General features: G+C 58.6%; 20 protein-coding genes and 1 tRNA gene. 14 read left to right on the forward strand and 7 right to left on the reverse strand.

The features are described from left to right. Nucleotides 1-80: 80 nt before the first annotated feature. Nucleotides 81-1514 (reverse strand): purine-cytosine permease family protein, encoded by a 1434-nt coding sequence (locus tag QP868_RS09200; RefSeq protein ID WP_284926269.1) that lies wholly within the window; start codon nucleotides 1512-1514, stop codon nucleotides 81-83. A gap of 1051 nt (nucleotides 1515-2565) precedes the next feature. Beyond that, nucleotides 2566-2649, reverse strand: a tRNA-Leu gene (locus QP868_RS09205). Nucleotides 2650-2972: 323 nt separating this feature from the next. Between QP868_RS09205 and QP868_RS09210 the strand changes: the two genes are divergently transcribed. The 7 genes from QP868_RS09210 to pknB all read left to right on the forward strand — a co-directional run bounded on the left by QP868_RS09210 (nucleotide 2973) and on the right by pknB (nucleotide 12690). Then, a complete protein-coding gene (locus tag QP868_RS09210; protein ID WP_284926270.1) occupies nucleotides 2973-3860 on the forward strand; it encodes a DUF3662 and FHA domain-containing protein in 888 nt (295 codons plus the stop codon). Beyond that, nucleotides 3857-4387: an FHA domain-containing protein FhaB/FipA gene (locus QP868_RS09215; protein WP_284926271.1), complete on the forward strand. Its 531-nt coding sequence runs from the start codon at nucleotides 3857-3859 to the stop codon at nucleotides 4385-4387. The genes QP868_RS09210 and QP868_RS09215 overlap by 4 nt, the downstream gene beginning before the upstream one ends. Further along, complete coding sequence (locus QP868_RS09220; RefSeq protein ID WP_284926272.1) at nucleotides 4384-6063, forward strand: PP2C family protein-serine/threonine phosphatase; 1680 nt, start codon at nucleotides 4384-4386, stop codon at nucleotides 6061-6063. Before QP868_RS09215 ends, QP868_RS09220 begins: the two co-directional genes overlap by 4 nt. After that, nucleotides 6060-7652 (forward strand): FtsW/RodA/SpoVE family cell cycle protein, encoded by a 1593-nt coding sequence (locus tag QP868_RS09225; protein ID WP_284926273.1) that lies wholly within the window; start codon nucleotides 6060-6062, stop codon nucleotides 7650-7652. The genes QP868_RS09220 and QP868_RS09225 overlap by 4 nt, the downstream gene beginning before the upstream one ends. Then, a complete protein-coding gene (locus QP868_RS09230; RefSeq protein WP_284926274.1) occupies nucleotides 7649-9118 on the forward strand; it encodes a peptidoglycan D,D-transpeptidase FtsI family protein in 1470 nt (489 codons plus the stop codon). Before QP868_RS09225 ends, QP868_RS09230 begins: the two co-directional genes overlap by 4 nt. Next, nucleotides 9115-10740 carry a protein kinase domain-containing protein gene (locus QP868_RS09235; protein ID WP_284926275.1) on the forward strand — a complete coding sequence of 542 codons (1626 nt, stop codon included), beginning with the start codon at nucleotides 9115-9117 and terminating at the stop codon, nucleotides 10738-10740. The genes QP868_RS09230 and QP868_RS09235 overlap by 4 nt, the downstream gene beginning before the upstream one ends. Nucleotides 10741-10818: 78 nt before the next feature. Continuing rightward, entirely contained in the window at nucleotides 10819-12690 is a 1872-nt protein-coding gene (gene pknB, locus QP868_RS09240; RefSeq protein ID WP_284926276.1) for a Stk1 family PASTA domain-containing Ser/Thr kinase, read from the forward strand. Between the two features lie 104 nt (nucleotides 12691-12794). Here pknB and QP868_RS09245 read toward each other — a convergent pair whose 3' ends face one another. From QP868_RS09245 to QP868_RS09255, 3 genes are read right to left on the reverse strand one after another with little or no spacing between them, the layout of a single operon-like run. Continuing rightward, the gene (locus tag QP868_RS09245; protein WP_284926277.1) at nucleotides 12795-13445 is read right to left on the reverse strand and encodes an anthranilate synthase component II; all 651 of its coding nucleotides are present in this window, start codon (nucleotides 13443-13445) and stop codon (nucleotides 12795-12797) included. Then, a complete protein-coding gene (locus QP868_RS09250) occupies nucleotides 13442-13642 on the reverse strand; it encodes a hypothetical protein (RefSeq protein WP_005886075.1) in 201 nt (66 codons plus the stop codon). The genes QP868_RS09245 and QP868_RS09250 overlap by 4 nt, the downstream gene beginning before the upstream one ends. Beyond that, entirely contained in the window at nucleotides 13642-14865 is a 1224-nt protein-coding gene (locus tag QP868_RS09255) for a class E sortase (RefSeq protein WP_284926278.1), read from the reverse strand. Before QP868_RS09255 ends, QP868_RS09250 begins: the two co-directional genes overlap by 1 nt. A 178-nt stretch (nucleotides 14866-15043) precedes the next feature. Here QP868_RS09255 and QP868_RS09260 point away from each other — a divergent pair, with 178 nt between their 5' ends. After that, nucleotides 15044-15748, forward strand: coding sequence for a cell division protein CrgA (locus QP868_RS09260; RefSeq protein WP_284926279.1), 705 nt, complete (start codon nucleotides 15044-15046; stop codon nucleotides 15746-15748). A gap of 24 nt (nucleotides 15749-15772) precedes the next feature. Next, nucleotides 15773-16432 carry a membrane protein YczE gene (gene yczE / locus QP868_RS09265; protein ID WP_284926280.1) on the forward strand — a complete coding sequence of 220 codons (660 nt, stop codon included), beginning with the start codon at nucleotides 15773-15775 and terminating at the stop codon, nucleotides 16430-16432. A gap of 74 nt (nucleotides 16433-16506) precedes the next feature. Here yczE and QP868_RS09270 read toward each other — a convergent pair whose 3' ends face one another. Further along, nucleotides 16507-17313, reverse strand: coding sequence for a rhomboid family intramembrane serine protease (locus QP868_RS09270; RefSeq protein WP_284926281.1), 807 nt, complete (start codon nucleotides 17311-17313; stop codon nucleotides 16507-16509). 9 nt (nucleotides 17314-17322) lie between these two features. Then, complete coding sequence (locus tag QP868_RS09275; RefSeq protein ID WP_284926282.1) at nucleotides 17323-17856, reverse strand: peptidylprolyl isomerase; 534 nt, start codon at nucleotides 17854-17856, stop codon at nucleotides 17323-17325. Between the two features lie 25 nt (nucleotides 17857-17881). Between QP868_RS09275 and QP868_RS09280 the strand changes: the two genes are divergently transcribed. From QP868_RS09280 to QP868_RS09300, 5 genes are all read left to right on the forward strand, one after another. Beyond that, the gene (locus QP868_RS09280) at nucleotides 17882-18091 is read left to right on the forward strand and encodes a hypothetical protein (RefSeq protein WP_284926283.1); all 210 of its coding nucleotides are present in this window, start codon (nucleotides 17882-17884) and stop codon (nucleotides 18089-18091) included. 36 nt (nucleotides 18092-18127) lie between these two features. Beyond that, the gene (locus QP868_RS09285; RefSeq protein WP_284926284.1) at nucleotides 18128-19009 is read left to right on the forward strand and encodes a hypothetical protein; all 882 of its coding nucleotides are present in this window, start codon (nucleotides 18128-18130) and stop codon (nucleotides 19007-19009) included. Between the two features lie 695 nt (nucleotides 19010-19704). Next, nucleotides 19705-21615, forward strand: coding sequence for an acyl-CoA dehydrogenase (locus QP868_RS09290; protein ID WP_284926285.1), 1911 nt, complete (start codon nucleotides 19705-19707; stop codon nucleotides 21613-21615). A gap of 118 nt (nucleotides 21616-21733) precedes the next feature. Continuing rightward, nucleotides 21734-22507 carry a DUF5058 family protein gene (locus QP868_RS09295; protein ID WP_284926286.1) on the forward strand — a complete coding sequence of 258 codons (774 nt, stop codon included), beginning with the start codon at nucleotides 21734-21736 and terminating at the stop codon, nucleotides 22505-22507. A 13-nt stretch (nucleotides 22508-22520) separates the two neighbouring features. Continuing rightward, a complete protein-coding gene (locus tag QP868_RS09300; RefSeq protein ID WP_284926287.1) occupies nucleotides 22521-23231 on the forward strand; it encodes a hypothetical protein in 711 nt (236 codons plus the stop codon). Nucleotides 23232-23280: the final 49 nt, after the last annotated feature.

The raw sequence follows: 23280 nt of genomic DNA on the forward strand, positions 1-23280 counted from the left end.
CAAAGCGAGCGAAACTGCGCGTTATATTGCGCAGTTTCGCTCGCTTTGCGCCGTTGGGCTTAGTTCCACGCCGAGGTGGTTCAGTCCGCCTCGGGATAAATTGTGTGAGCGGGTGCGACGTTGGTCTTCTTAGCCCACGGGTAGTAGATCGCCGTGGTGACAATGATGCCAATGATCCAGGAGACATCCGCGCCACCGAGCACCTCCACCAGGGGACCCGTGTAGATCGTCTGATCCATAAACGGAATCTGCACCGCAACACCCACTACGTACGCAACCAAGGCGCCGACGTTCCAATCCCCGTAACGACCTCGGCGGTCATACAACGCAGGAATATCAAAGCGGTCCTTGGACACAAAGTAGTAGTCCACCAGGTTCACCACGCTCCACGGCGTGAACACCATGAGTAGCGCCAGAACAAAGTTCTTGAAGTTGGCCAAGAAGTCAGCGGACGCGAGCAAGGCCACCACAATGGTCAGCGCAACAATCGTGACGACGAAGATCGCGCGGGCAACCTTGGTGACACTCACTCGGTTACGGAACGACGTGACAATCGTCAGCACGCACATGAACGCGCCGTACGCGTTGAGGGTGTTCACCGTGAGCTTGCCCAACAGGATCACAATAAAAATGAGCAAAGCCAGCACTCCACCACCGGCCAGGTCACCAATAAAGCCAACCTGGTTGTCCAGAAATGCATCGCCGCCCTGTGACATCGCCGTTGCCGCGATCAGGACACCCAGGGTCATGGACCACTGCGAACCAATGACCGAACCGCCGAACGTGAACCAGAAGGTGGCTCGGCGCGGGGTGCTTTCAGGCAGGTAGCGCGAATAGTCCGCCACATACGGGCCGTAGGTGAGCTGCCATCCCGCCGACAGCGCCACGACACTCAGGAACACTGGCGCGCTGAACTCGCTGTTAGCGAGGACGGCAGGAACGTCGACAGTGATCACCACGATTGCAGTGAGGTACAGGAAGCCAAGCAAACCAGTGACAGATGAAATACGCCCCAGCACGTGAATGTACTTGTACCCCAGAAGGGCAATAATTGCCGTCAGAATACCGAAGATGACGATACCCACCCAGCTGAACTCTTTAGCGGTGATCCCCAAGATTCCGTTGACGGCTTGTCCTGACAGCACCGCACCCGTAGACGCGAAGCCGATGTACATGAGCACAACCAGCACCAGCGGGAAGATCGCTCCGATCACACCGAACTGTGCGCGCGAGGAAATCATCTGCGGCAAACCGAGCGTGGGGCCCTGCGCCGAGTGCAACGCCATGATGGTTCCACCCAAGATGTTCCCAACGAGCAGGGCGATGATGGCCCATAGAGCGTCGGACTTGAACACGGCAATTGCGAGCGCGCCATCGACGATCGCGGTGATCTGCGTGTTCGAACCAAACCACAGGGTGAACTGTGAAAACGCGGTTCCGTGCCGCTCATTTGGAGGGACCCAGTCAATGGTGCGGTTTTCAACGAGACCGCTCGTGGACTTTGAGTCTGCCATGAGCACTCCTCACTGTGTTGGGTTGGTATTTGGGTTGCAGCCCGAACTGTTGTTGAGACTGGATTTGGTCCTGTATTGAGCTGTTACTGCACGCGCATTTACGCGGTAGGAACGGTCAATGCTAGCACGTGACCCGGCTCACAAACCGCGATTTCTAGGGGCTCCGGAGAGTAACTTTTGTCCAGCACAAGAAACTATCCACGGTGGCGGACAGAAGTTATTGGGGTGGTTAGGAGTGAGCGGTTTTGCATGTTAGAGCGGGCCCCCGAGGTGGGAACCAGCGCACGTGAGCTTACTCCCCTGCCCGAGGTGGGAGAAAGTTGCGGGAGGGCCAAAACCCTACTGCAACGCTTCCGCACCGGCGGACTCGAAGCACTCCAACCACGCTCCACATCACTCATGAAGCTAAAATAGCGACATACCCTACGGAAACACATCCTCTGGCGGCCCAGCCGTTAGGCACCGTAGCGTTAGGACATTACATGGGTCCCCCGGTTTAAATCGTGGGACCCATTGTCATATCGCAAGGCCACCGTCACATGGAGAGCCAACCCCAGACGAAACGGCGCAAAGCGAGCGAAAACCAGCCGCACTTTCACCCCGCAGGCGCAACGCCGTCGCACGCGCACAAGAACCGTTTACCCAACACAGCTCAATCCAATGTGATGACTAAACACCCATTTTGTTCGTTTTGGTCACGTTTTCGGCCATAAAACGGCTAGTTACCCAACACAGCAAACGAAAGACAGCTCACGCGTGGTGGGTAACCCGCGGTAACCGCATTAACACGCAGGGCATCCCCCACCTCGGCCCCCTAGAACACTTTTGGATACAGTCCAATTTTTGGACTGTATCCAAATAACCCCAAAACACCCCTAACACGTGACGCACGCCACAGTTTTAGGCCCTTTTGGCTACACTCGAGCCCCAAAATCGAACTCGACTGTAGCCAAATGATGCGTCCCGCGACTAACACCAGACGAAACAGCGTAACCGCATGTGAATACAAAAAACTCGGGGCCCCACCCAAAGGTGAGACCCCGAAAAAACGTGCGCGAGGGGGGACTTGAACCCCCACGATCTTGCGATCACTGGCACCTGAAGCCAGCGCGTCTACCAATTCCGCCACTCGCGCGAGCGACAAGGCATAACTGTACACGTTCAGGCTACGAACAACAAAATCCAGTGCTTTATGCAACTAACCCGCTACCATAAGCATTTGAAGTACAGGTGGAAGTACAGGTGATTACGCCATGCGGGAGCATGCGCACACACCACTGACAGCACAGGCTACTGAGTGAACAACGTGAACAAAACCGCATGTCACATCCAACCGTGTCGCGGTTATACTGTTCGCCCAGCAGTTACTACTACGCAATTAATGCAGTTAATGCAGTTACAACGTGTGGCAGAAACAGCTAACGGCACACAGCCTGACAGCGAACAGGGGGAGCGAACGTGGGCGTACTAGACCGATTCGAAAAAGGTATCGAACGCGTCGTCAACCAAACCTTCGCAAAAGCTTTCCGCTCCCAGGTTGAACCCGTTGAGCTCGCCGGCGCGCTGAAGAAGGAAGCTGACACGCACGCCGCTGTGGTGTCTCGCGGACGCACCCTCACCTCGAACAACTACGTAATTGAGCTTGCCGCCAGCGACTTCGAACGCCTCGACTCCTTGAGCGAAGAACTCACCGCTGACCTGCGCCAAGTGGTTGGCGAGCACGCGATTGAACAGGGTTACAGCTTCGTGGGCCCGGTGACCGTCACGCTCGAACCGGCAGAAGACCTGGACACCGGCATCTACCGCGTCCGCGCCTCTACCCGCCGCCCTGACGGCACCTTGGCTGCGCAACCTTCCGGCCGAGGTGGTTACGACCCACCCAGCCGCTCCAACCCGATCGTGCCAGAGGCTTATGAAAGCGCGCAGAACGCCCACCGCACCGGCGCCAACCCGGTGGTGGCCTCCGCTGCCTCAGCGCAAGCCGCACCCGCCTCGGGAGTCCCAGCCAACCCTGCCCGAGGTGGCGGCAACCCCGTACGGGGCCGCACCGCCCCGCGTTTCGGGGTCAAAGTCAACGGACAGTTCACTCCGCTGAGGCAGGGAACTACTGTGTTCGGGCGCAGTTCGCAGTCAGCTGACTTCGTGTTGGACGACCCAGGGATTTCTCGCCGTCACTTCGAAATCACCATCGACGGTACGCATGCGACTGCCACTGACCTCGGCTCCACCAACGGCACCCTGCACAATGGCCACCGCATCACCTCCATCACGCTCACTGATGGCGTGACTCTCACCGCGGGCGATACTTCGGTAACGTTCTGTTCCATGGAGATGGGACGTCGATGACCGAATTTACCGTTGTCGCGCTACGGTTCGGCCTGTTTATTGCCATGTGGGTGTTCGTGTTCATGGTGGCAGGCGTGCTGAGTCGCGACCTGTTCGGCCCGCGCAAAGTCAAGGCGGGCAAGCGCCGCAAGCGAGCCAAAGCGCAACAGTCTGCCCCGGCGACCCAGCAGCCCGTAGGCGCAGGCGCCGCAGCAGGCACCGCCGCCCCAGACGCCCACCACCAAGCCTCTGATTTCGCAAGCGAACTGGTGGTCACCTCGGGCCCTCTTTCTGGAACGGTTATTGCATTAGGCGATGCGCCCATTACGCTGGGACGTAGCCGCGAGAACACTCTGGTCCTCGATGACGACTTCGCTAGTGGTTTTCATGCCAAGATCGGCCCGGACGGCCGAGGCGGTTGGTACGTGGAGGACCTGGGTTCAACGAACGGCACGTTCATGGGGCAACACCAACTTGAGGCGCCCACCTCGCTGGGAGTACACATGCCGGTGACTATCGGTAACACCACGGTGGAGTTACGTTCGTGACCGATTTTGTATTCAACAGCGCTGTACGGTCCAATGTGGGTCTGGTCAGGAAGAACAACCAAGACTCCGGTTATGCGGGCCGTAACTTTCTTCTCATCGCTGATGGCATGGGTGGTCACGCGGGTGGCGATGTCGCGTCTGCAATTGCGGTCGCCCGCCTAGCTTCACTGGACCACGGGGACCACACTGGCGAAAGCCTGGACTCCCTGCGCTCCACCATTTTGGACGCGAACGACCGTATTGCGCGCGCAGTTGAGGACGAACCTCAGCTGGGTGGCATGGGAACGACCGTCACTGCACTGTTGCGGTGTAACGACCGTTTGGCCCTGGCACACATCGGTGACTCGCGGGCGTACCTGTTGCGGGACGATTCGTTTTCGCAGATGACCACCGACCACACGTTTGTGCAGATGCTGGTCGACGAGGGTCGCATCACCCCTGAAGAAGCCGAATACCACCCGCAGCGCTCTGTTGTGATGCGCGTTTTGGGTGACGTGGGAGCCTCTCCTGAGCTTGACATGTCCGTGCGTGAGGCGCGCATTGGCGACCGATGGATGCTGTGTTCCGACGGTCTCACCGGGTTCGCTGACCTCGACGTCATCGAAGAGGCTTTGCGTTCGATCGACGACCCTGGCGAGTGCGCGGAAAAACTGGTCAACATGGCGCTCGAAGGCGGGGGTGCTGACAACATCACGGTGGTGATCGGCGATGTTGTTGACGCGACCGACCTCACGGATGAAGATCTGGATGCCCCCGGCCAGTTTGGCGGTTCGGTTGAGATCAACCCGCAGTTCGCGCAGCTGGGCACGGTCGACAACGACACGCAGCCCGTCGACGGCACCCAGCCGGTTGAGGATTTAGAAACTGAGGCGTTGCCTCAGGTGGATGAGGACACCGCCGAGGTGGTTTCCAACTCCCGTGACGACGAGACCCCCGCGGACGGCGCCTCCGATGCCGGGGCGGGCACCGCGACTAACTCTGAGAAGGCAAGTGACGGCGCTGATGAGGAAACCGCCGAGGCGGTTTCGGCTACCGCTGTTGGGGCGGCTGCGAGTTCGGCCGCAGCCGTTGCTGGTGACAGTAAGCGGGGCGGTCGGGGAAAAGCGCGAGCGACCAAGAGTCGCAAGCGTAAGGATCTTGGCGCTGACACTGACGATTTTGATGAGTTCTCTGACGAGGAACCTCGCCGTCGTTGGATTCCCTGGGCGATCGCTGGGGCGGTCATTGTTTTGCTTATCGTGGCCGGGTTTGCCGGGAAAGCGTTTATTCAGTCGCAGTATTACGTGACGGAAGAAAACGGCAAGGTCGCTGTTTATCAGGGGGTTTCGCAGAACCTGGGGCCGTTTGAACTGTCGAACCTGAACGAGACCACGGACATCGAAGTCCAGTACCTTCCTGCGTACACGCAGAGCAGATTGAAAGAAACGATCCCTGCGTCCAGTCACGACGAAGCCCAGAAGATCGTTGAGAATCTGCGTTCTGCAGCAGATAAGACTCGCCAGCAAAGCGTTAGCGGTGGCGCAACGGACGGCAACAGCACCGACCCTGCACCTTCTGCGCCAGGCGAGCCTGGAAACAGCCCTGAAAACAACCCTGAGCAGCAGCCGGGCCAACCTGACCAGCCGAACCAACCTCAGCAACCCGCGCAACAAGCCGAACAGGGTGAAAACCCATGAGTGTTGCCACGTGGAATGTTGACGCAGGTGAGGAACAGGGCACGTATCGAAACGCAAACGCCCAGTCACCTCAAACCAAAGGCCCGCGCACGTATCGCATTGCAGAACTTTTCCTGATTCTGCTCGCTATTGCCGTGTCCGCAGGTGCGTACGCACTGGTGGGCTTGGGAACCGACAAACAGATTCCAGCCAACGTTATCGAGTACTCAGTGTGGTTGGCCGCGTTGAGCATCATTCTTCACGCGGTCACCTGGTGGCGTGCCAAGTACGCCGACCCGGTGATCGTCCCTATCGCAGTGCTTCTCAACGGCCTGGGTTTGGCCATGATCTTTAGGCTTGACCAGGCAAAAAACACGCACGTGGCTGTCAACCAGCTCATCTGGATGACGCTGGGGGTGCTTTTGGCCACTGCCACCGTCATCTTCGTGCGCGACCACCGCATTTTGCGCCGCTGGACGTACACGTTTGGCCTGGCTGCGCTGTTGCTTCTGCTCCTCCCCCTGATTCCGGGGCTTGGAAAGACCATTAACGGTGCACGCATTTGGATTCACCTAGGCCCGTTCAGTTTTCAACCTGGTGAGCTGGCCAAAATTTTCCTGGCCATTTTCTTCGCAGGCTACCTTGTAACTTTCCGCGACCAGCTCACCGCCGCGGGCAAAAAGTTCCTGGGTCTGAGCTTCCCCCGTTTGCGCGACACCGGCCCCATCGCAATCGCTTGGGTCGCGTCAGTTGGAATCTTGGTGTTCCAGCGTGACCTGGGAACGTCGCTGTTGTTCTTTGGACTCTTCGTGGCCATGCTCTACATCGCTACGAACAAGAAGTCGTGGATCCTCATTGGCCTGACGCTTTTTGTTGCCGGTGCAGTCGTCGCCTCACAAATGTTTTCGCACGTCAACCAGCGTCTGAGCGGTTGGCTCAACGCGTTGAGCCCAGAGGAGTACAACAAGTCACCAGGTGGGTCGTACCAACTGGTCCAAGGCTTGTTCGGTATGGCTAAGGGTGGACTGGTGGGCACCGGTCTGGGCGAAGGACGCCCCAACGTGGTGCCGTACGCCGAATCCGACTTCATCTACGCCTCCCTTGGCGAAGAACTGGGCCTCATTGGGCTTTTCGTCATCCTCATTCTGTACGTCATTTTGTTCCAGCGTGGCTTCAAAACCGCGTCCGAACTTCGCGACGGATTCGGCACCCTACTTCTCGCAGGCCTTTCGTTCACGGTCGCGTTGCAGACGTTCATCGTGGTGGGTGGTGTGACGCGCCTCATCCCGCTCACGGGTCTGACCACACCATTCTTGGCCGCCGGTGGTTCTTCCCTGGTTGCCAACTGGATCATCATTGGGCTGTTTTTGCGCGCCTCGGACAACGCCCGTCGCCCTGCGGAAGAGCTCGCTACGGGTGTTTTGCGGGTTGCGCCTTCCCGTGAGTCAGAAAGTAAGTCTCGCAAGGGTACTGGGGGTTCCAACGCCGAGGCGGCCCCCACTTCCAGCGCTCGTTCTGCTTCCGCTGATGAAGAGGCCCAGACTGTCCAGACTGACCAAGCTGGGTCGGAAGCACCCACCACCGTTTTGAACCAGAAGGAGGTCGAATGAATAAGCCGCTCAAGCACGTCGCTGTCGTGGGCTTTGTGATGTTCGCGTTCCTGTTTGGTTCCACCAGCTACGTTCAATACTTCTCAGCAGAGTCACTGAATGAGAACCCCCTGAATAACCGCACAGTTCTTGAGGAACTGTCACGCAACCGTGGCCCCATCCTGGTGGATGGTGAGCCCGTGGCTCTTTCAACCCCCGTTGACGATCAGTACAAGTTCCAACGGACTTACGGATCCGACAACCTCCCAGCCAAAATGTACAGCCCCGTAACAGGTTTCTTTTCGATCACCTCGGGCGCCACCGGACTTGAACGCACGGAAGGCAGCCTGCTGGCTGGAACTGACGACAAACTCTTCTACGACCGGGTATCCGGCTGGCTCACCGGGCAGGAACCCACGGGTGCCGCCGTCGAACTGACCCTCAACCCCAAGGCTCAGCGCGCCGCGTACCAGGCGCTGGAAGGCCAGAAGGGTGCGGCCGTGGCTATGAACCCTAAGACTGGTGAGGTTCTGGCAATGGTGTCCACGCCTGGGTTCAACCCCAACGACATGGCGACGCACAACCGCAAGGACGCCGAGGCGGCGTACAAGTCGGCGCTGAAAGACCCGGACAAACCGCTGTATAACCGCGCAATCGGGGGTAACTTGTACCCGCCAGGAAGCGTGTTCAAGCTGGTGACAGCCGCAGCCGCGATCGAATCAGGCGATTACAACGAAGACACTGAAATCGACGCGCCAAACGCGCTGAAACTACCCCAGACCACTCACACCATCAAGAACGCGGGTGGTTCCACGTGTGCCGACGGGAAGAAGGCCACCCTCAAGCACGCGATCATGAAATCGTGCAACACTCCCATCGCCAAACTGGGCATGGACTTAGGTGCTGACGCGATGAACAAACAGGCCGAAAAGTTTGGTTTTGGCGACAACTTCACCATGCCGTTGCGAGTCAGCGCATCGACCTTCCCCGAATCGCCAAACGAACCAGAACTCGCACAGTCAGCAATTGGACAGTTCGAAGTGAAAACCACACCCCTACAGGTGTGCATGGTGACCGCGGCGATCGCTAACGGTGGCACAGAAATGCGCCCCAACCTGATCTCCGAAGTTCGCAATGCGCGCACCCTAGAAACCATTGAGAAGCCACGTCCGCGCGAATACTCGCGTCCGATCTCCAAAGACACGGCACGTCAACTCTCCGACATGATGGTCGACGTTGTGGATAAAGGAACCGGTACGGCCGCGCAGATATCGGGCGTGAAGGTAGCCGGGAAAACTGGAACGGCCCAGCACGCACAAGGAGCGGCACCGCACGCGTGGTTCACTGGTTTCGCTCCAGCGGATGATCCTCAAGTGGCTGTCGCAGTCGTCGTGGAATCCGGTGGAAATGCGGGGAACCAAGCCTCCGGCGGTCGAGTAGCGGGACCAATTGCGAAGAAAATCATGGAAGCGGTGGTGAACGAATGAGGCCTCAAAAGGGTACTCGTCTGGGCAGCAGGTACGAGCTCACCGGACGGATCGCCGTCGGTGGAATGGGCGAAGTCTGGCGCGGCAAAGACACCGTGTTAGACCGTGAAGTCGCCGCGAAAATCATGAAGGAAGAGTACCGGACCGAACCGGGCTTCCTGGCACGCTTTAAGTCCGAAGCCCGCTCGATGGGTTCGGTTTCGCACCCTGGAATCGCCGCCGTGTACGACTACGGCGAAGAGGACGGAGCACCGTACTTGGTCATGGAGTACGTGCCCGGTGAAGCGCTTTCCACGATCCTGGAACGTAACGGCGGGTTGCCCGAAGGTGATGCGCTCGAAATCGTGGCACAGGCTGCCGAAGCCTTGAACGCCGCGCACAACGCCGGGGTTGTTCACCGTGACATCAAGCCGGGAAACCTGCTCATCACCCCTGACTTCAAAGTCAAAATCACTGACTTTGGGATTGCCCGCGTAGCCGACCAAGCGCCCCTGACCAAGACCGGTCAGGTCATGGGAACGGCCCAGTACCTGGCCCCAGAACAGGCCACAGGTAAAGGGTCCCGCCCGCAGTCTGACCTGTACTCGCTTGGTGTCATCCTGTATGAAGCCCTGGCTGGAGTGCGCCCATTTACCGGCGAATCACAAGTTGAAATCGCAATCGCCCAGGTCAACCGCAAACACCCACCGCTTCCGCAGTCGGTGTCAGAACCTGTGCGCCGACTGGTTGACGCAACCCTGTCGAAGAAACCTGAAGGACGCCCAGAAAGCGGAAAAGCTCTAGCAACCGCAGCGCGTGCCCTCATCGCCGGTGACGTCGCTGCAGCCGAAGCAGCCGTGCCGCAGATGAACCCGCGGCCAGAAACGGCCTCGGAAGCGGTCACCCGCGTATTCAACCAACCCGCACCCACACAAGCCACCCAGGTACTCCCCCAAACCGCGGTCAACCCGGTGGTGGAAGACCCGGAGGCGGGCACCTCGGACGTGGAAGAACCCCAAAAGAAATCCAAGGGTGCAGCCATTGCGATTGTTGTTTTGTCGATCCTGGCAATTGCAGCGATCGCATGGGCCGTGTGGCAATTTGCGAAGACAGACGAAGAACCAAACCCTGAAGCGACTGCCACCGCAACGCCTACGGAAGAAAACAAAACCGTCACCATCAACCCCGACGACTACGTGGGCCAAACAGCAACCACTGCTGAACGCAACCTTGAAAACCTGGGGCTGAAGGTCAAACACGTGGACGTGGAATCCTCAGAGCCCTCCGGACGCGTGGTGAGCGTGCGCGAAGGCAACCAGGGATACACGTTCGAAGAAGGCGACACCGTCACAATCGAAGTCTCCACCGGCCCCAGCGAACCGGAACCCAAACCAGAACCCACGCAAAAACAGAAGCCCAAGCCCACGAAACAGGCGCCAGGTGACGGAAGCGACTCTGGCGATGACAACTCCGGCGACGACGGAAGTGGCGACGGTGACGGAAGTGGCGGCGTTGACAGCACCGACCCGGGCGGCGGCCAGGACGAAGGTGGCTCAGGTAACTCCGGTGACTCTGGTGACGGCAACGGGTCCGGCGGCAACGACAATGCGCCTAAACCTGAAAAGACAGCAGGTGGAAACTAGGCGTGGTCAACAGGTTAAACGTTAATGAACATGACACAGTAAAGTTGAACATTCACAAAGCGTGGTTAGGAGGTCAGTGTGAACGCCGAGCGAATTCTGTCGGGTAGATATGAGATCAAAGAGCTACTCGGCCGTGGAGGCATGGCAGAAGTACACGCTGGGTGGGACACCCGGCTGGGTCGCCGTGTCGCGATCAAACTGCTGCGCTCCGACTTGGCACGTGACCCTTCATTCCACGAACGCATCAAGCGGGAAGCCCAATCGGCAGCCCGTCTGAACCACCCGGGCATTGTAGGTGTCTACGACTCGGGTGAAGAAACCTTCACTGAAAGTGGCGGCGGGGAAGTTCAAGTTCCCTTCATCGTGATGGAGTTTGTCGAAGGGCAGACCCTCCGCGAAGTCATCACACAGCACGGACCACTCACCACGCAAGAATCTCTAGACGTGGTCGCGGGGATACTAGCACCGCTGGACTACTCCCACCGCAAGGGAATTGTTCACCGTGACATCAAGCCCGCCAACGTCATGCTCACTCCCGAAGGTGACATCAAGGTCATGGACTTTGGGATTGCGCGTGCACTGGAGGACACCAGTTCACTGACCCAAACCCAATCTGTTGTGGGTACCGCGCAATACCTGTCACCCGAACAAGCAAAGGGTGAAGTGGTTGATGCACGGTCAGACCTGTACTCAACCGCGTGCGTTCTGTACGAACTACTCACCGGGCGGCCACCGTTTGTGGGTGATTCGCAGCTGGCCGTTGCGTATCAGCACGTTGGGGAAACCCCCAAGGCTCCGTCTGAGCTCAACCACAACTTAAGCCCTGCTGTTGACCGCCTGCTCATGCACGCGCTTCAAAAGGAGCGTGACGACCGGTACCAAGACGCGTTCACATTCCGTGAAGACGTCCTGTGTGCCCGTGACGGTCGCCCTATGAGCATCGACAGCGAAGCGACCACGCAGCTGATGAACCAACCGTACGCCTCAGAAACGGCTACGCGAGTCATGGCCACTCCAGCTGAACATCAGCCGGAGTACGGTTCCGGGCCGGCACACGCCTCCCAGTCAGGGACAGAGCCAGGAATTATGACCTCGGCGGTGGCTACCGTGCAAGAGGAAGAACCGGACCCTGAGCGCGACCGCAAGAGGCGCGGGCTCATGTGGACCGGTATCGCCATGATTGTTTTGGTGCTGGCAGGTTTGGCGTTCTGGGTCTACCAAGCGTCGAAACCGCCAGAGATTGTCACCGTGCAGCTGGCTGACCTTTCCGACAAGTCGGTTGAGGAAGCTAAAACGTACCTGCAACAAAACAACCTGGTGGCTAAAGAGGAAGAGGTAGCCGACAACGACGTTAAAGAAGGAAACGTTGTCAGCACTGATCCTGGCCCGGGCACCGAGGTGCCTGAAGGCGAGACGGTCGTTCTCAAGGTTTCAACCGGGCCCGAGGACGTTAAGATTCCTGACCTCAAGGGCATGAGTGAGGCTCAAGCCCGGCAGGAGCTGGAAAAAGTGGGACTCAACGCTGGGTCTAACATTGAAGAGAATTCGCCCGATGAAGACAAGGGCACAGTTCTCAGCACTGAACCCAAGAAGGGCTCAACCGTGAAGGCTGGGTCCACCGTGGACCTGGTGCTGTCCAGCGGAAAGGTCGAAGTACCCGACGTTATTGGCATGACCAAGGACGACGCCTGTGGTGCGCTTGAAGACAAGAAGACGCAACTGAAGTGTGACGTCAAGGAAGTCGAAACAAGTGACCACACTGAAGGTGAAGTGTTTGAGCAGTCGCTGCAGGGCGGTTCCACGGCCGATCAGCACTCGACGGTGACGATCCGCGTCGCTAAGGCGCCACCACCGCCATCACCAGAGCCGTCGCAGGCACCGGAGCCATCACGCCCGCCGTTCTTCCCACCAGCACCGTCAGAAAACGACGTGCAGCAGAGGATTCCGTAGAGGGCTTGGGCTGATTAGCCCGGACGAAACGGCGCAAAGCGAGCGATACGGCGCGTTATAACGCGTAGTTTCGCTCGCTTTGCGCCGTTTGGGCTAAGTAACTGTTACTTGTTCAGCGACGCAGTTGCAACAGGCGACCGGCCCGTGGCCTTAGCTGGTGCATCGGCAAGCCCACACCTAGCCAAGAAGTTCCCCACCATGAGGTAACCGTCCTCCGTACGAACGGACTCGGGGTGGAACTGTACCCCGGCCAACGGTGCGTGACGGTGCTCAATAGCCATGATGACCCCGTCATCGGTGTGCGCGGCCGCTTCAAAAAGATCGTCGGGAAGTGTGCTGTCGACAATCGCCAAAGAGTGATACCGGGTCGCAGTCAACGGGTTCCTGCACCCGGCAAAAATGCCAGACTCATTGTGCCGAACAAGCGACGTCTTCCCATGCATCAGAACAGGTGAGTGCGCAACGGTGGCGCCGAACACCTCGGCTAGGGCTTGGTGCCCCAAACACACGCCGAACATGGGCAGCGAGTGCGCCTCACACCAACGGATCACCTGCGGGCACACACCCGAATCTGCCGGAGTACCCGGGCCGGGCGACACCAGGACCCCGTCGAACTGGGGCAGGTAGTCGTCCAGCTGGTCAGCGTCCACGTCATCATTGCGAATAACCGTGGTGGTAGCACCCAGTTCCTGCACATACCCCACGAGCGTGTACACAAAACTGTCGTAGTTGTCGATCACCAAAATGTGCGTCATGAGCCCAGTCCCGTCAAACCTTGCGCTGGGGCGAACGCGCCTTCTTCAACCGTGGCGTCGTTAAACGGCATGTACGGCGCGATCACGGGAAACACGTACTGCATGAGCACGAACACGATCCCAGCAATCAGAATCAGTGAAATCAAAGTTTTAACGAACCAGTTACCTGGCAGAATCCGCCATATTAGTTCATACATCACTGACCTCCAGCCTTCTTAAACGCCGCAGAATCCTTAATGGCATCGGGTGGCCCTTCAGATGCAGGGCGCCATTCGGTGAGCTCGGCGTAGATCACGTAACGCTCCCGCGCCGAAAACATGGGGTTACACGCCGTCAACGTCATGAGCCGTTCTTTACCCTTGTATTCCGGGAATCCGGGAACTGGGGCGAGCACCTCGGTCTGATCAGGCAAAATGATGTCGAAGTTACGCATGGTGTACGTGTAAAAGCCTTCTTGGGTCTGAATGACCACCGGGTCGCCGGGGCGCATTTCAGCGATCAAGTTCAACGGCTTTCCGTACGTCACTCGGTGCCCAGCCATCGCGAAGTTGCCCACTTCACCGGGCCGCGCGCTCGACGGGTAGTGGCCCATTCCCATGCGGTTCAGAACGGGTTCGAGCTGCACACCTTCAGCAATGGTGCGGTAGTAGTCGTCGCCAAAACGTGGCACGTACATGATCCCGAACGCCTGGTTCTCTTCTGGCGTCTTTGCGATCACGGGTGTGTCAGGGTCGTCAGGGGTCTTGTCGCGTGGGTTGTCTTTCCACTGTGTGACCAGGTTCGATGCGAGGTTTTCGTTGTCGCGGTTGGCTTCGATGTCAGTCCACCACAGCTGCCACACCACGAATAGGATCATGATCAGCCCAGCTGTGATGCACAGTTCGCCGAACGTGCGGATCGTCCCACGCACAACGCCTAGGGGTTGCCGTTCGGGTTTCTGGTTCCTGCGGTGTTGGGCGTGCGCCGCCTGGTCCTGCGCGCGTTTTTGGGCGCGAGTGGGCAGGGGCTCGTCCTGGGGGCGCTGCCCCGCCTGGTCCTGGGGGCGCGCCTGCACGGCTTGGAACGGCTGCGTTTGGTCAATGTCCCCCTGTATGCCGGGTTGCGCGCCTGGCTGGGAGTTGTGCTGCGCGCCCGGCTGGGCGTTGTAAGAGTTGTTAGCGGCCGCCGAGGTGGCATTAGGCTCCGCTGGCCGAATGAACGGCCGCGAAGCAGCAGGCGCCTGGTAAGCCGTTTGTGGGAACGTCACCGGCGAGAACTGTTGGGTGGGTTGGTCGGATTCGGGTGCGGGCCCACCGACTCCACCAGCCTCGGCCCCACTGGTCCCACCAGAGGCGGGTTGCGTCGCTTGACGGGCTTGCTCAGCTTCTGCTCGGGCACGCTCCATTTCGCGACGTTCCCTGCGGGTTCTGGGCTGTTCCACGAACACCTCACCATGCCTGTTGACTGGCATTTAGACGACCAAACGGGCACCCGGCACAACGAACGCCGAGTTTCTCACCATATATATTACGGTCTACCCTTAGAAGTCGGTGTAAACATGCGGTAATTCGACTCGTAGCAAGTACAATCTTTGAGGACTTAACGAAAAGAGGAGAATCGTGGCTAAGCCCAACCGAGTGCAAAGGACTTCGCGAAACAAGGCAACCCAGGCTTCGAGGGATGCCCAGGCAAAGGACTCTGCGAAGCAACCGGTCGATTCCTCCGTCGCTGAGGACACTGAAAACGTAGAGACCGCCGAGGTGGGAGACACCGAGGCCGAGCCTGCAACCGACGCTGACAAGGACTCAGCGGCTGGTAAGGGTTCCGAGGCTGGTAGCACGGCCGTAGGTGCCAAGGACGCCACGGAGAAGGACGACGCAAAGTCGGGAACGACCTCGGCGAAAAAAGAAACCTCTTCCAAGAAGGACTCACCTTCGAAGGACGCCAAGTCCGAGTCCGCTAAGGGCTCCAAGAGCAACAAGGCTGGCAAGGACGAAAAAGGCGGCAAGGAAACTAAGAGTGGCAAGAGCGAATCCGCGAAAAGTTCTGCCAAGCGCACCTCGAGGTCGGGCAACCCAGCTAAGCGCGCCTCGGGACGCAAAACCTCCACCTACTCCTCTGCCGACCACGGCAAGGTCAACCGCCCCAACCCGCGCTGGTTCCTGCCAGTCATGTTGGGGATCCTGTTGCTGGGTCTGGCGTGGCTCGTGGTGTTCTACATTTCGACTGGCAAGTGGCCGGTCGAGGCGTGGGGTAACTGGAACCTGCTGGTTGGGTTCGGGATCATGGTCGTGGGTCTTGGCATGTCGACTAGATGGCGATGACTCGCTGAGCTTATACTGCCCCTCGTGGGAGCTTCCGGAAAAAACTTCAGATTGCTAGCAAGCGCACCGATGTGGGTGCGCTTGCTCGCGTTGTACGGCGGACTCGTATTGTACGGGTTGTCGTGCAGGTTGTTGCTGCAGTCGGACCTAGGGAACATGCCGTGGGACGTGTTGCACCAGGGGCTTTCGAAGATGCTTGGGTTCAGCGTTGGGACGTGCACCGTCATGGTGTCGATCGTGGTGATGTTGCTGTGGATCCCTATTCGCAAGCACCTGCGCGTGGGGCTGGGCACCATTTCAAACGCGCTTCTGGTGGGCGTTTTTATTGACCTGTGGGGGCTTGTTATTCCGGTGGCGCCAAACCTGGTGTGGGCAGTGGTGCTCATGGTTGCAGGAATCGTGGTGAATGCGTTGGCGACCGCACTGTATATTGTGCCCAACTTTGGGCCGGGGCCACGCGACGGCCTCATGACGGGCCTGGTCAGTGCCACAGGCCGGCCGGTGTTCTTGGTGCGTTCAGTTCTTGAGATTCTGGTTATGGTCCTGGGATTCTTCATGGGCGGGCGGCTGTTCGTGGGGACGATCCTGTACGCGTTCTTCGTTGGGCCGTTGACTCAGATCTTCTTGCGTATGGGCGAACGGCTGATTGGTCCTGCCAGCCCGTTTGACTCCGATGATGCTTAAGGCTGAAGGACTTTAAGCAGCCGACCAAACGGCTCAAAGCGAGCGAAAAGGCGCATTATATTGCGTAGTTTCGCTCACTTAGCGCCGTTTGGCTTCATCGTCCACAGCCTGATCGCGCCCAGAACAAACCCGACGATCAATCCGCCGAGGTGAGCTTCCCACGCAATGTTCGGCTCAACGAACAGCATGAGCACGTTCAACAGCACGAACCCCGCGACGCCACCCCAGTTGCGGTCCAAACGCTTGGACGGCACCAGTAGCACGCCCACAAGCCCAAAAACTGCACCAGATGCACCCACATACAGCGCGAACGGGTGCGCAATTCCTTCCGTGGCCAACAGCCACACCATCGCCGAACCGCCCACCCCGGACAACACATACGTCACCGCGAAGAACACCGATCCCAGCGCGCGTTCCAAGAACGTGCCAAAGATCAACAGCCCCATCATGTTAAACAGCACGTGCGTGGGGCTGGGCTGGGAGTGAACCAGCATCGTGGTAGCGAACCGCCACGGCTCGTCCAAGGCCCACAGCGGCACAAACGCCAGCCGCTCCTGCACATGCCAGCCGGGAACAAACTGGGTCAACCACACCAGGACCGTCACTGCGGCGATTGTCACGGTGACAGGGCTTTTGCGTAGCGCCTCGACCGCTGGTGAGCGCCGGGTGGTGCCGTTGTGCGTGTGGTTCGGTTGGGTGTCAGCGGGCCACTCCCGAGGTGTCTGCCCGCTCCCAGCCGAACCCACCTCGGGGTTTTGAGCGTCAGGGGGACCCACCTCGGGATGATCTATGCCGCCGTGCCCCACCTCGGGCGAATTATGCGAAAACGAAGACCGCCCACCAATGGTGGGCGGCTCGTTGTGATCCGGATGTTCAGTCACAAGTGCGGTTTACTTGATGATTTCAACCGACTCGATGACAACAGGTTCCTGCGGACGGTCCATGGCGCCGGTGGGGGTCGCTTCGATGTCGGCGACAACCTTAGCGGACTCTTCGTCAGCAACCTCACCGAAAATGGTGTGCTTACCGTTGAGCCATTCGGTAGGAACCGTGGTGATGAAGAACTGCGAACCGTTGGTGCCCTTTCCACCGCGAGTTCCAGCGTTAGCCATAGCCAGCAGGCCAGGCTTGGTGAACTGAAGTTCAGGGTGGATTTCGTCGTCAAACATGTATCCAGGGCCACCAGTTCCCTGACCCAGCGGGCAGCCACCCTGGATCATGAACTGCTTAATGATGCGGTGGAAGCCCAAGCCGTCATAGTAACGGGTGGGGTTGGTGCGGCCAGCGTCGTCCTTGTATTCGCGGGTGCCTTCGGCAAGTTCCACGAAGTTCGCGACGGTTTTTGGCGCGTGGTTTCCGAAAAGGTTGAGTTTGATGTCGCCCTTGTTGGTGTGCAGGATCGCCTGCTGCGTTGCAATACTCATAGATTCATTGTGTCATGACGCGCCTGTGGCCTTGTCAAGTTTCATTCAGGGTTCCGTGGTGGGGGTTGGGTGCTGGGCGGTGCAAGGTGCGGGGGCCGGTGACGGGGACGGCGGGCGCGCAACACCTCGGCCAGCGCGGTTGGCGCGGGACACCTCGGCGCAGCACGCATACAGCAAAGACTCAGTCTCAGAAGGCCTGCTCAGGTGGCACTGCACACTCAAACACGTAGGATAAAGGTAACGAGTTTTTATTCTCGAGCTTGGGAGGGCCATGTTTAAAAAATCGCCGGCTAAAAAAGTAGCAAAGAAGTCAACCGCAACCGCAAAATCATTTTTGGAAGAGGTTAGTGACGTGGCATCGCAGATTGGTAATACGGTTCGAGAAGGTTCCGCACAGGCACTCGAGGCCACTGGCCCTGGCCTGGAGCGCGCCAACGAGTTCATTCACGACATCACCGACGCAGCTGGCCCCAAGCTGAGCCAGACAAGCGACCGTCTGCACGAGGTTGCCGACCGGGTTCGCGCCCAGGCTGGCCCGCGTCTGCAGGAACTGTCGGAGCAGGGTCGCGACCGTGCAGCTCAGGCAAGCGAACGCGTAAGCGAGTACTCCACCAAGGCAGCTTCTGACGCAAGCAAGCGTTTCGCTGACACGTCTTCGCAGGTAGCTGGCCTGCTGGCTTCCGCGTCTGCTCCTAAGGGAGTGGAAGAGTTCGTGGGTCGCGTGACCGGCGACAAGAAGGCCATCAAGAAGGCTCAGAAGGCTGCGGCTAAGCGCGCTAAGGAACTTTCGAAGCAGGCGTCGAAGACGTCGAAGGAACTGGCCAAGTCCAACAAGAAGAGCAACGGTTGGAACTGGGTCGTGTGGGTTCTGGCGCTGGGCGCGATTGGTGCCATTGGATACTTCGTATGGAAGAAGCTCCAGCCAGTGAACGACCCATGGTCAGAGCCACTGCCAGGCAACCGTCCAGCCGACGCTCGCCCGCTGGGTTCACACGACGCTGAAGAGTCCACCGCGACCGCTCCCATTGTGACCGAAGTAGAAGTTCCAGAAGGTCACGGCGACGACGAGAAGGACGCTGACGCCGAGGTCGTCGCTTCTGACCTTGAAGACGTCAAGGACGCTGACGCTTCGGGAACCCCAGGCAAGCACTGAGCGTGACGGGCTTGAGCGCTGGCGCGGGCATGAGCTTGGGCGCATTTCAGCGCCTGCCTCTCACACAGCCTTAGGTTTCCCAGCTCAATCAATAGCGCTCCAGTCAGCGCAGAGCTTGGGTGACTAGCCCTGGCATGACTAGCTCTTAAACACTGACCGGCCGTGTGCATGTGTTGCACGCGGCCGGTTTTGTGTGCTGGATCCGCTTTCCGGATGAAGTGCTCCGGGCTCTTTAGCCAAGGCCAAACCACGCAAAGTGAGCGAAACTACGCAATATAACGCGCCGTCTTGCTCACTTTGCGTCGTCTCACCTGGCCGCTCCAGTCCTATGATCGATTCGCGCAGCACCGTTTGGCTACACTCCAGTTGGATTTTGTGCGTCGAGTGTAGCCAAAATCCTCCACAATCGTGACGCGGGTCACTAAATCGGGGTGAAATGAGGTCGTTTCGCTACAGTCGAAAAGTTGGACTGTAGCCAAACGACTTTCCGAGCAGGAAGCCAGCCCGAGGTGGCCCCGTGCTCAACCCAAACTCCTTTACACCTCGGGCAACTGAACCAAGCCCAAACCGCGCAAAGTGAGCAAGACTACGCAATATAACGCGCCGTTTTGCTCACTTTGCGTCGTCTCACCCAGCACCACCTGCAAAAACTGTAGGATGACCCCATACTTAACAATCGATCGCAAAGGAGCGACATGTCCAAATCCGTGATCTTCAACGAACGCGACGCAGAGTTTCTCTTGTACGAATGGCTCAAAGTCGATGAGCTCACCCAGCGCAACAGGTTCAAGGAGCACTCACGTGAAACGTTCGACGGAATACTGGACGTGGCAAAGCAGATCGCGCTGGAGCACTTCGAACCACACTTCCAAAAGCTCGACGCGAACGAACCGCGCATGAACGCAGACGGGAAAGTCGAACTTATCGACGACGTGAAGCGCGCACTCGACGCGTTTTCCGCAGCAGACCTGATGTCAGCAGCCATGGATGAAAAGGTGGGAGGGTTCCAACTCCCTATGACCGTTGCTCGCGCGGTGTACATGTGGTTCCAGGCTGCGAACGCGTCAACCTACGCCTACGCCGGGCTGACAACCGCAGCCGCCCAGACCCTCTACCAGCACGGGTCGCAGGAGCTGATCGACCGGTTCGTTCCGCACATGGCTTCGGGCCGCTTCTTTGGCGTGATGGCGCTGTCCGAACCAGAAGTCGGTTCGTCCCTGGGCGACCTCACCACACGTGGCGAACCGCAACCGGACGGCACGTATCGACTTTTCGGCACCAAGATGTGGATTTCGGGTGGTGACCAGGAGATCTCGGAAAACATCGTGGCCCTAGTGCTGGCCCGTCACGCAGGTGACAACGCGCAGCCTGGGCCAAAGGGCTTGAGCCTGTTCGCGGTGCCCAAGTTCATCACTGACGACAACGGTGATCTGGGCGAACGCAACGCGATCACCCTGGTGGGGCTCAACCACAAAATGGGTAACCGCGGAACCACGAACACGCTCCTGGAGTTCGGCGACGACAAACACCGGCCGGTAAACGCGCAAGGTGAGCCCACCTCGGGCGCGGTGGGATACCTCATTGGGCGCGAAGGCGAGGGCCTGGCACTGATGTTCCACATGATGAACGAGGCGCGGGTGTTCGTGGGTGCAGCGGCGGCTTCGGTGGGGCAGCGCTCGCACCTGACGGCCGTGCGGTACGCGGGCGAGCGGCGCCAGGGCCGCCTCCCGCAGGACAAGGGGCAGGGTGGGCCCATGGTGCCTATCGTGGAGCACGCGGATGTGCGGCGAATGTTGCTGGCGTCGAAGTCCTACGCCGAGGTGTCAGTCGCCCTGGTCATGTTCTGCTCCCGGTTGCAGGATGAGGCGCAGACGGCGGAGCGTGAGGAGGACCGTGAGGCGGCAGCGCTACTGCTTGATGTGCTGACGCCTATCGCTAAATCGTTCCCGTCGCAGTACGCGGTTAAGGCGTCTGACCTAGCCATTCAGGTGCATGGTGGATACGGGTACACGCGGGATTTCCCGGTGGAGCAGTTGTATCGGGACAATCGGCTCAATCCGATTCACGAAGGTACGCACGGCATCCAGGCCAACGACCTGTTAGGCCGCAAAGTGGCCATGCGTGGCGGGGCCGGGCTGGATCTGCTGGTCAGGCGCATTGCGCAGACGTGCGAGGCGGCAGGTGGTGGGGCGGGTGAGGCTGCGGCCGGGGCCGGGGCCGGGGCCGACACCCAAGCGTGGGCAGCCAAACTACGCGCCGCGGTTGAGCGGGCAGTTCAGGTGACGCGCACAGTCCACGGCCGTGACAGCGCCAATGCTGCACTGAAGGATGCGGCGCTGTACTTGGAGGCGATGGGGCACATCGTTGCGGCATGGCTGTGGCTGGACATGGTGAACACGATTGACAGCGCCAGGGCTGGTGAAGGCGCTGGTGAGGGTGGCGTCGCCTCCAGTGCTGGAGCCGGAAGCGACGCCACGTTCTATGCAGGGAAGCGAGCGGCGGCGCAGTACTTCTTCGAGTATGAACTCCCCCATGCGTTGACACTGCTCGATGTGATGGAGAACGCGTCGGACGTGTTGCTCGACGTAGACCCCAAGAGCCTGTAGCGCTAAGGGTTATAACCCTAGGTCAGCCTCAAATTTTACCGTCCACCATGTGGCCTCCGCTCCCCTAACGTATAAGTCGTTGCTACTGTGACTTAAATCGCAATGGAGCGGAGGGTACATGCACCACCAAACGAACTATGGGTTTCTTGCATCCAGTAGTTCACAGAACGCTGGACCAAGTGTCACCGAAATCGCCAACAACCCCATTCTGTGGGTTCTGGCGTGCTCTGTACTTTTCGTCATCCTAGTGCAGTCGGCGATCTACATGCGCGCGGTTCGCCGAAATGCTGAAGCGGCTGACATGACGCAGGCTGAAGTTTCAAAAGCGTTCCGAGCCGGTGGTGTTGCAGCTATCGGACCATCGCTGGCAGTCGTTTTGGTTGCTGTAGCGCTTCTCCCTTTGTTCGGCACGCCTCCCGTTTTGGTCAGGATTGGTCTGATTGGTTCTGCCGGCACCGAGGTCGCATCCGCGTCCGTGGCGGCAAACACCGCAGGAGCCGAATTGGGAGGACATGGCTATGACGCCAGCACATTCGTGATCGCGCTGGCCGCCATGAGCCTTTCAGGAGCTGGGTGGATGATTGCCACCCTAATTCTGACGCCTATCTTTCAGAAAAGTGAGGCGACGTTGCAGAAAGTAAATCCTGCGCTGATGACTATCGTTCCAAGCGCAGCTCTTCTTGCGGCTTTTGCCAGCCTTGCAATTACTGAAATCCCTAAATCCAACGTGCATTTCGTGACTGTTATTGCTTCTGCTGCTGTTATGGGGCTGTGTTTGTGGATCGCTAAAGCACTAAACCAAACATGGTTACGTGAATGGGGTCTGGGGTTCGCTATTCTCGTTGGTCTCTCAGTCGCGTACTTCGCCCACTACAACGGGTTGAACGGCTAGGAGGAGGACGATCATGTCACATACACCATCGCACGCCGCTTACCAGAAGACCACCTTCATCTGGGGTAACCTCACCCTCGCAATTGGCCTGCTCATTTCCACGTCGTTGCCGTTTTACCTGATGTATTTCGCAGACGTTAATGTCACTTGGCCACAGATCCTCAAAGCATTTCTGGCTGTTTTCGCCGTTTACGGGGTTTTCTACGTGGTAGAGCCTCTTACTTACTACCCGATCCTAGGGCCAGCTGGAATGTACCAGGCATTCATGATCGGCAACATTGCAAACAAATTGTTGCCATCTGCCATCGTTGCCCAGGCAGCTATCAATGAGAAGCCCGGATCGCGCAAAGCGTCTTACGCAGCAACAGCTGCCATATGTGGCGCTGCTTTCATCCACGTGATCAGCATGCTCCTGCTCGTCGGAGTTTTGGGAACCTGGCTGGTCACGGTTATTCCTGACCACATCACCGATATAGCTCGGCTGTATATCATTCCCGCAATCTTGGGCGGTGTAGCGGTTCAATTAATTGCCACAGTAAAACAACTACGCGCAACGTTGATCGCTTTGGCGTGCTCCGCGTTTGTGGTCTTTGGACTCACTGTCTGGATTCCTGCCCTAAAAGCTGGCGCAGTGGGTATCGCAGTGCTCATGACCATTGTTCTCACCTGGTTTCTTCGTAAACGTGACGATTCCGCGAACATGAACGCAGCCACAATTAACTAACTTCTAATCACTCAAAACACTTCATTCACTCGCGTGCATTGCACGCCAA

The organism is Brevibacterium sp. UMB1308A (assembly GCF_030230605.1).
Classification (GTDB): Bacteria; Actinomycetota; Actinomycetes; order Actinomycetales; family Brevibacteriaceae; genus Brevibacterium.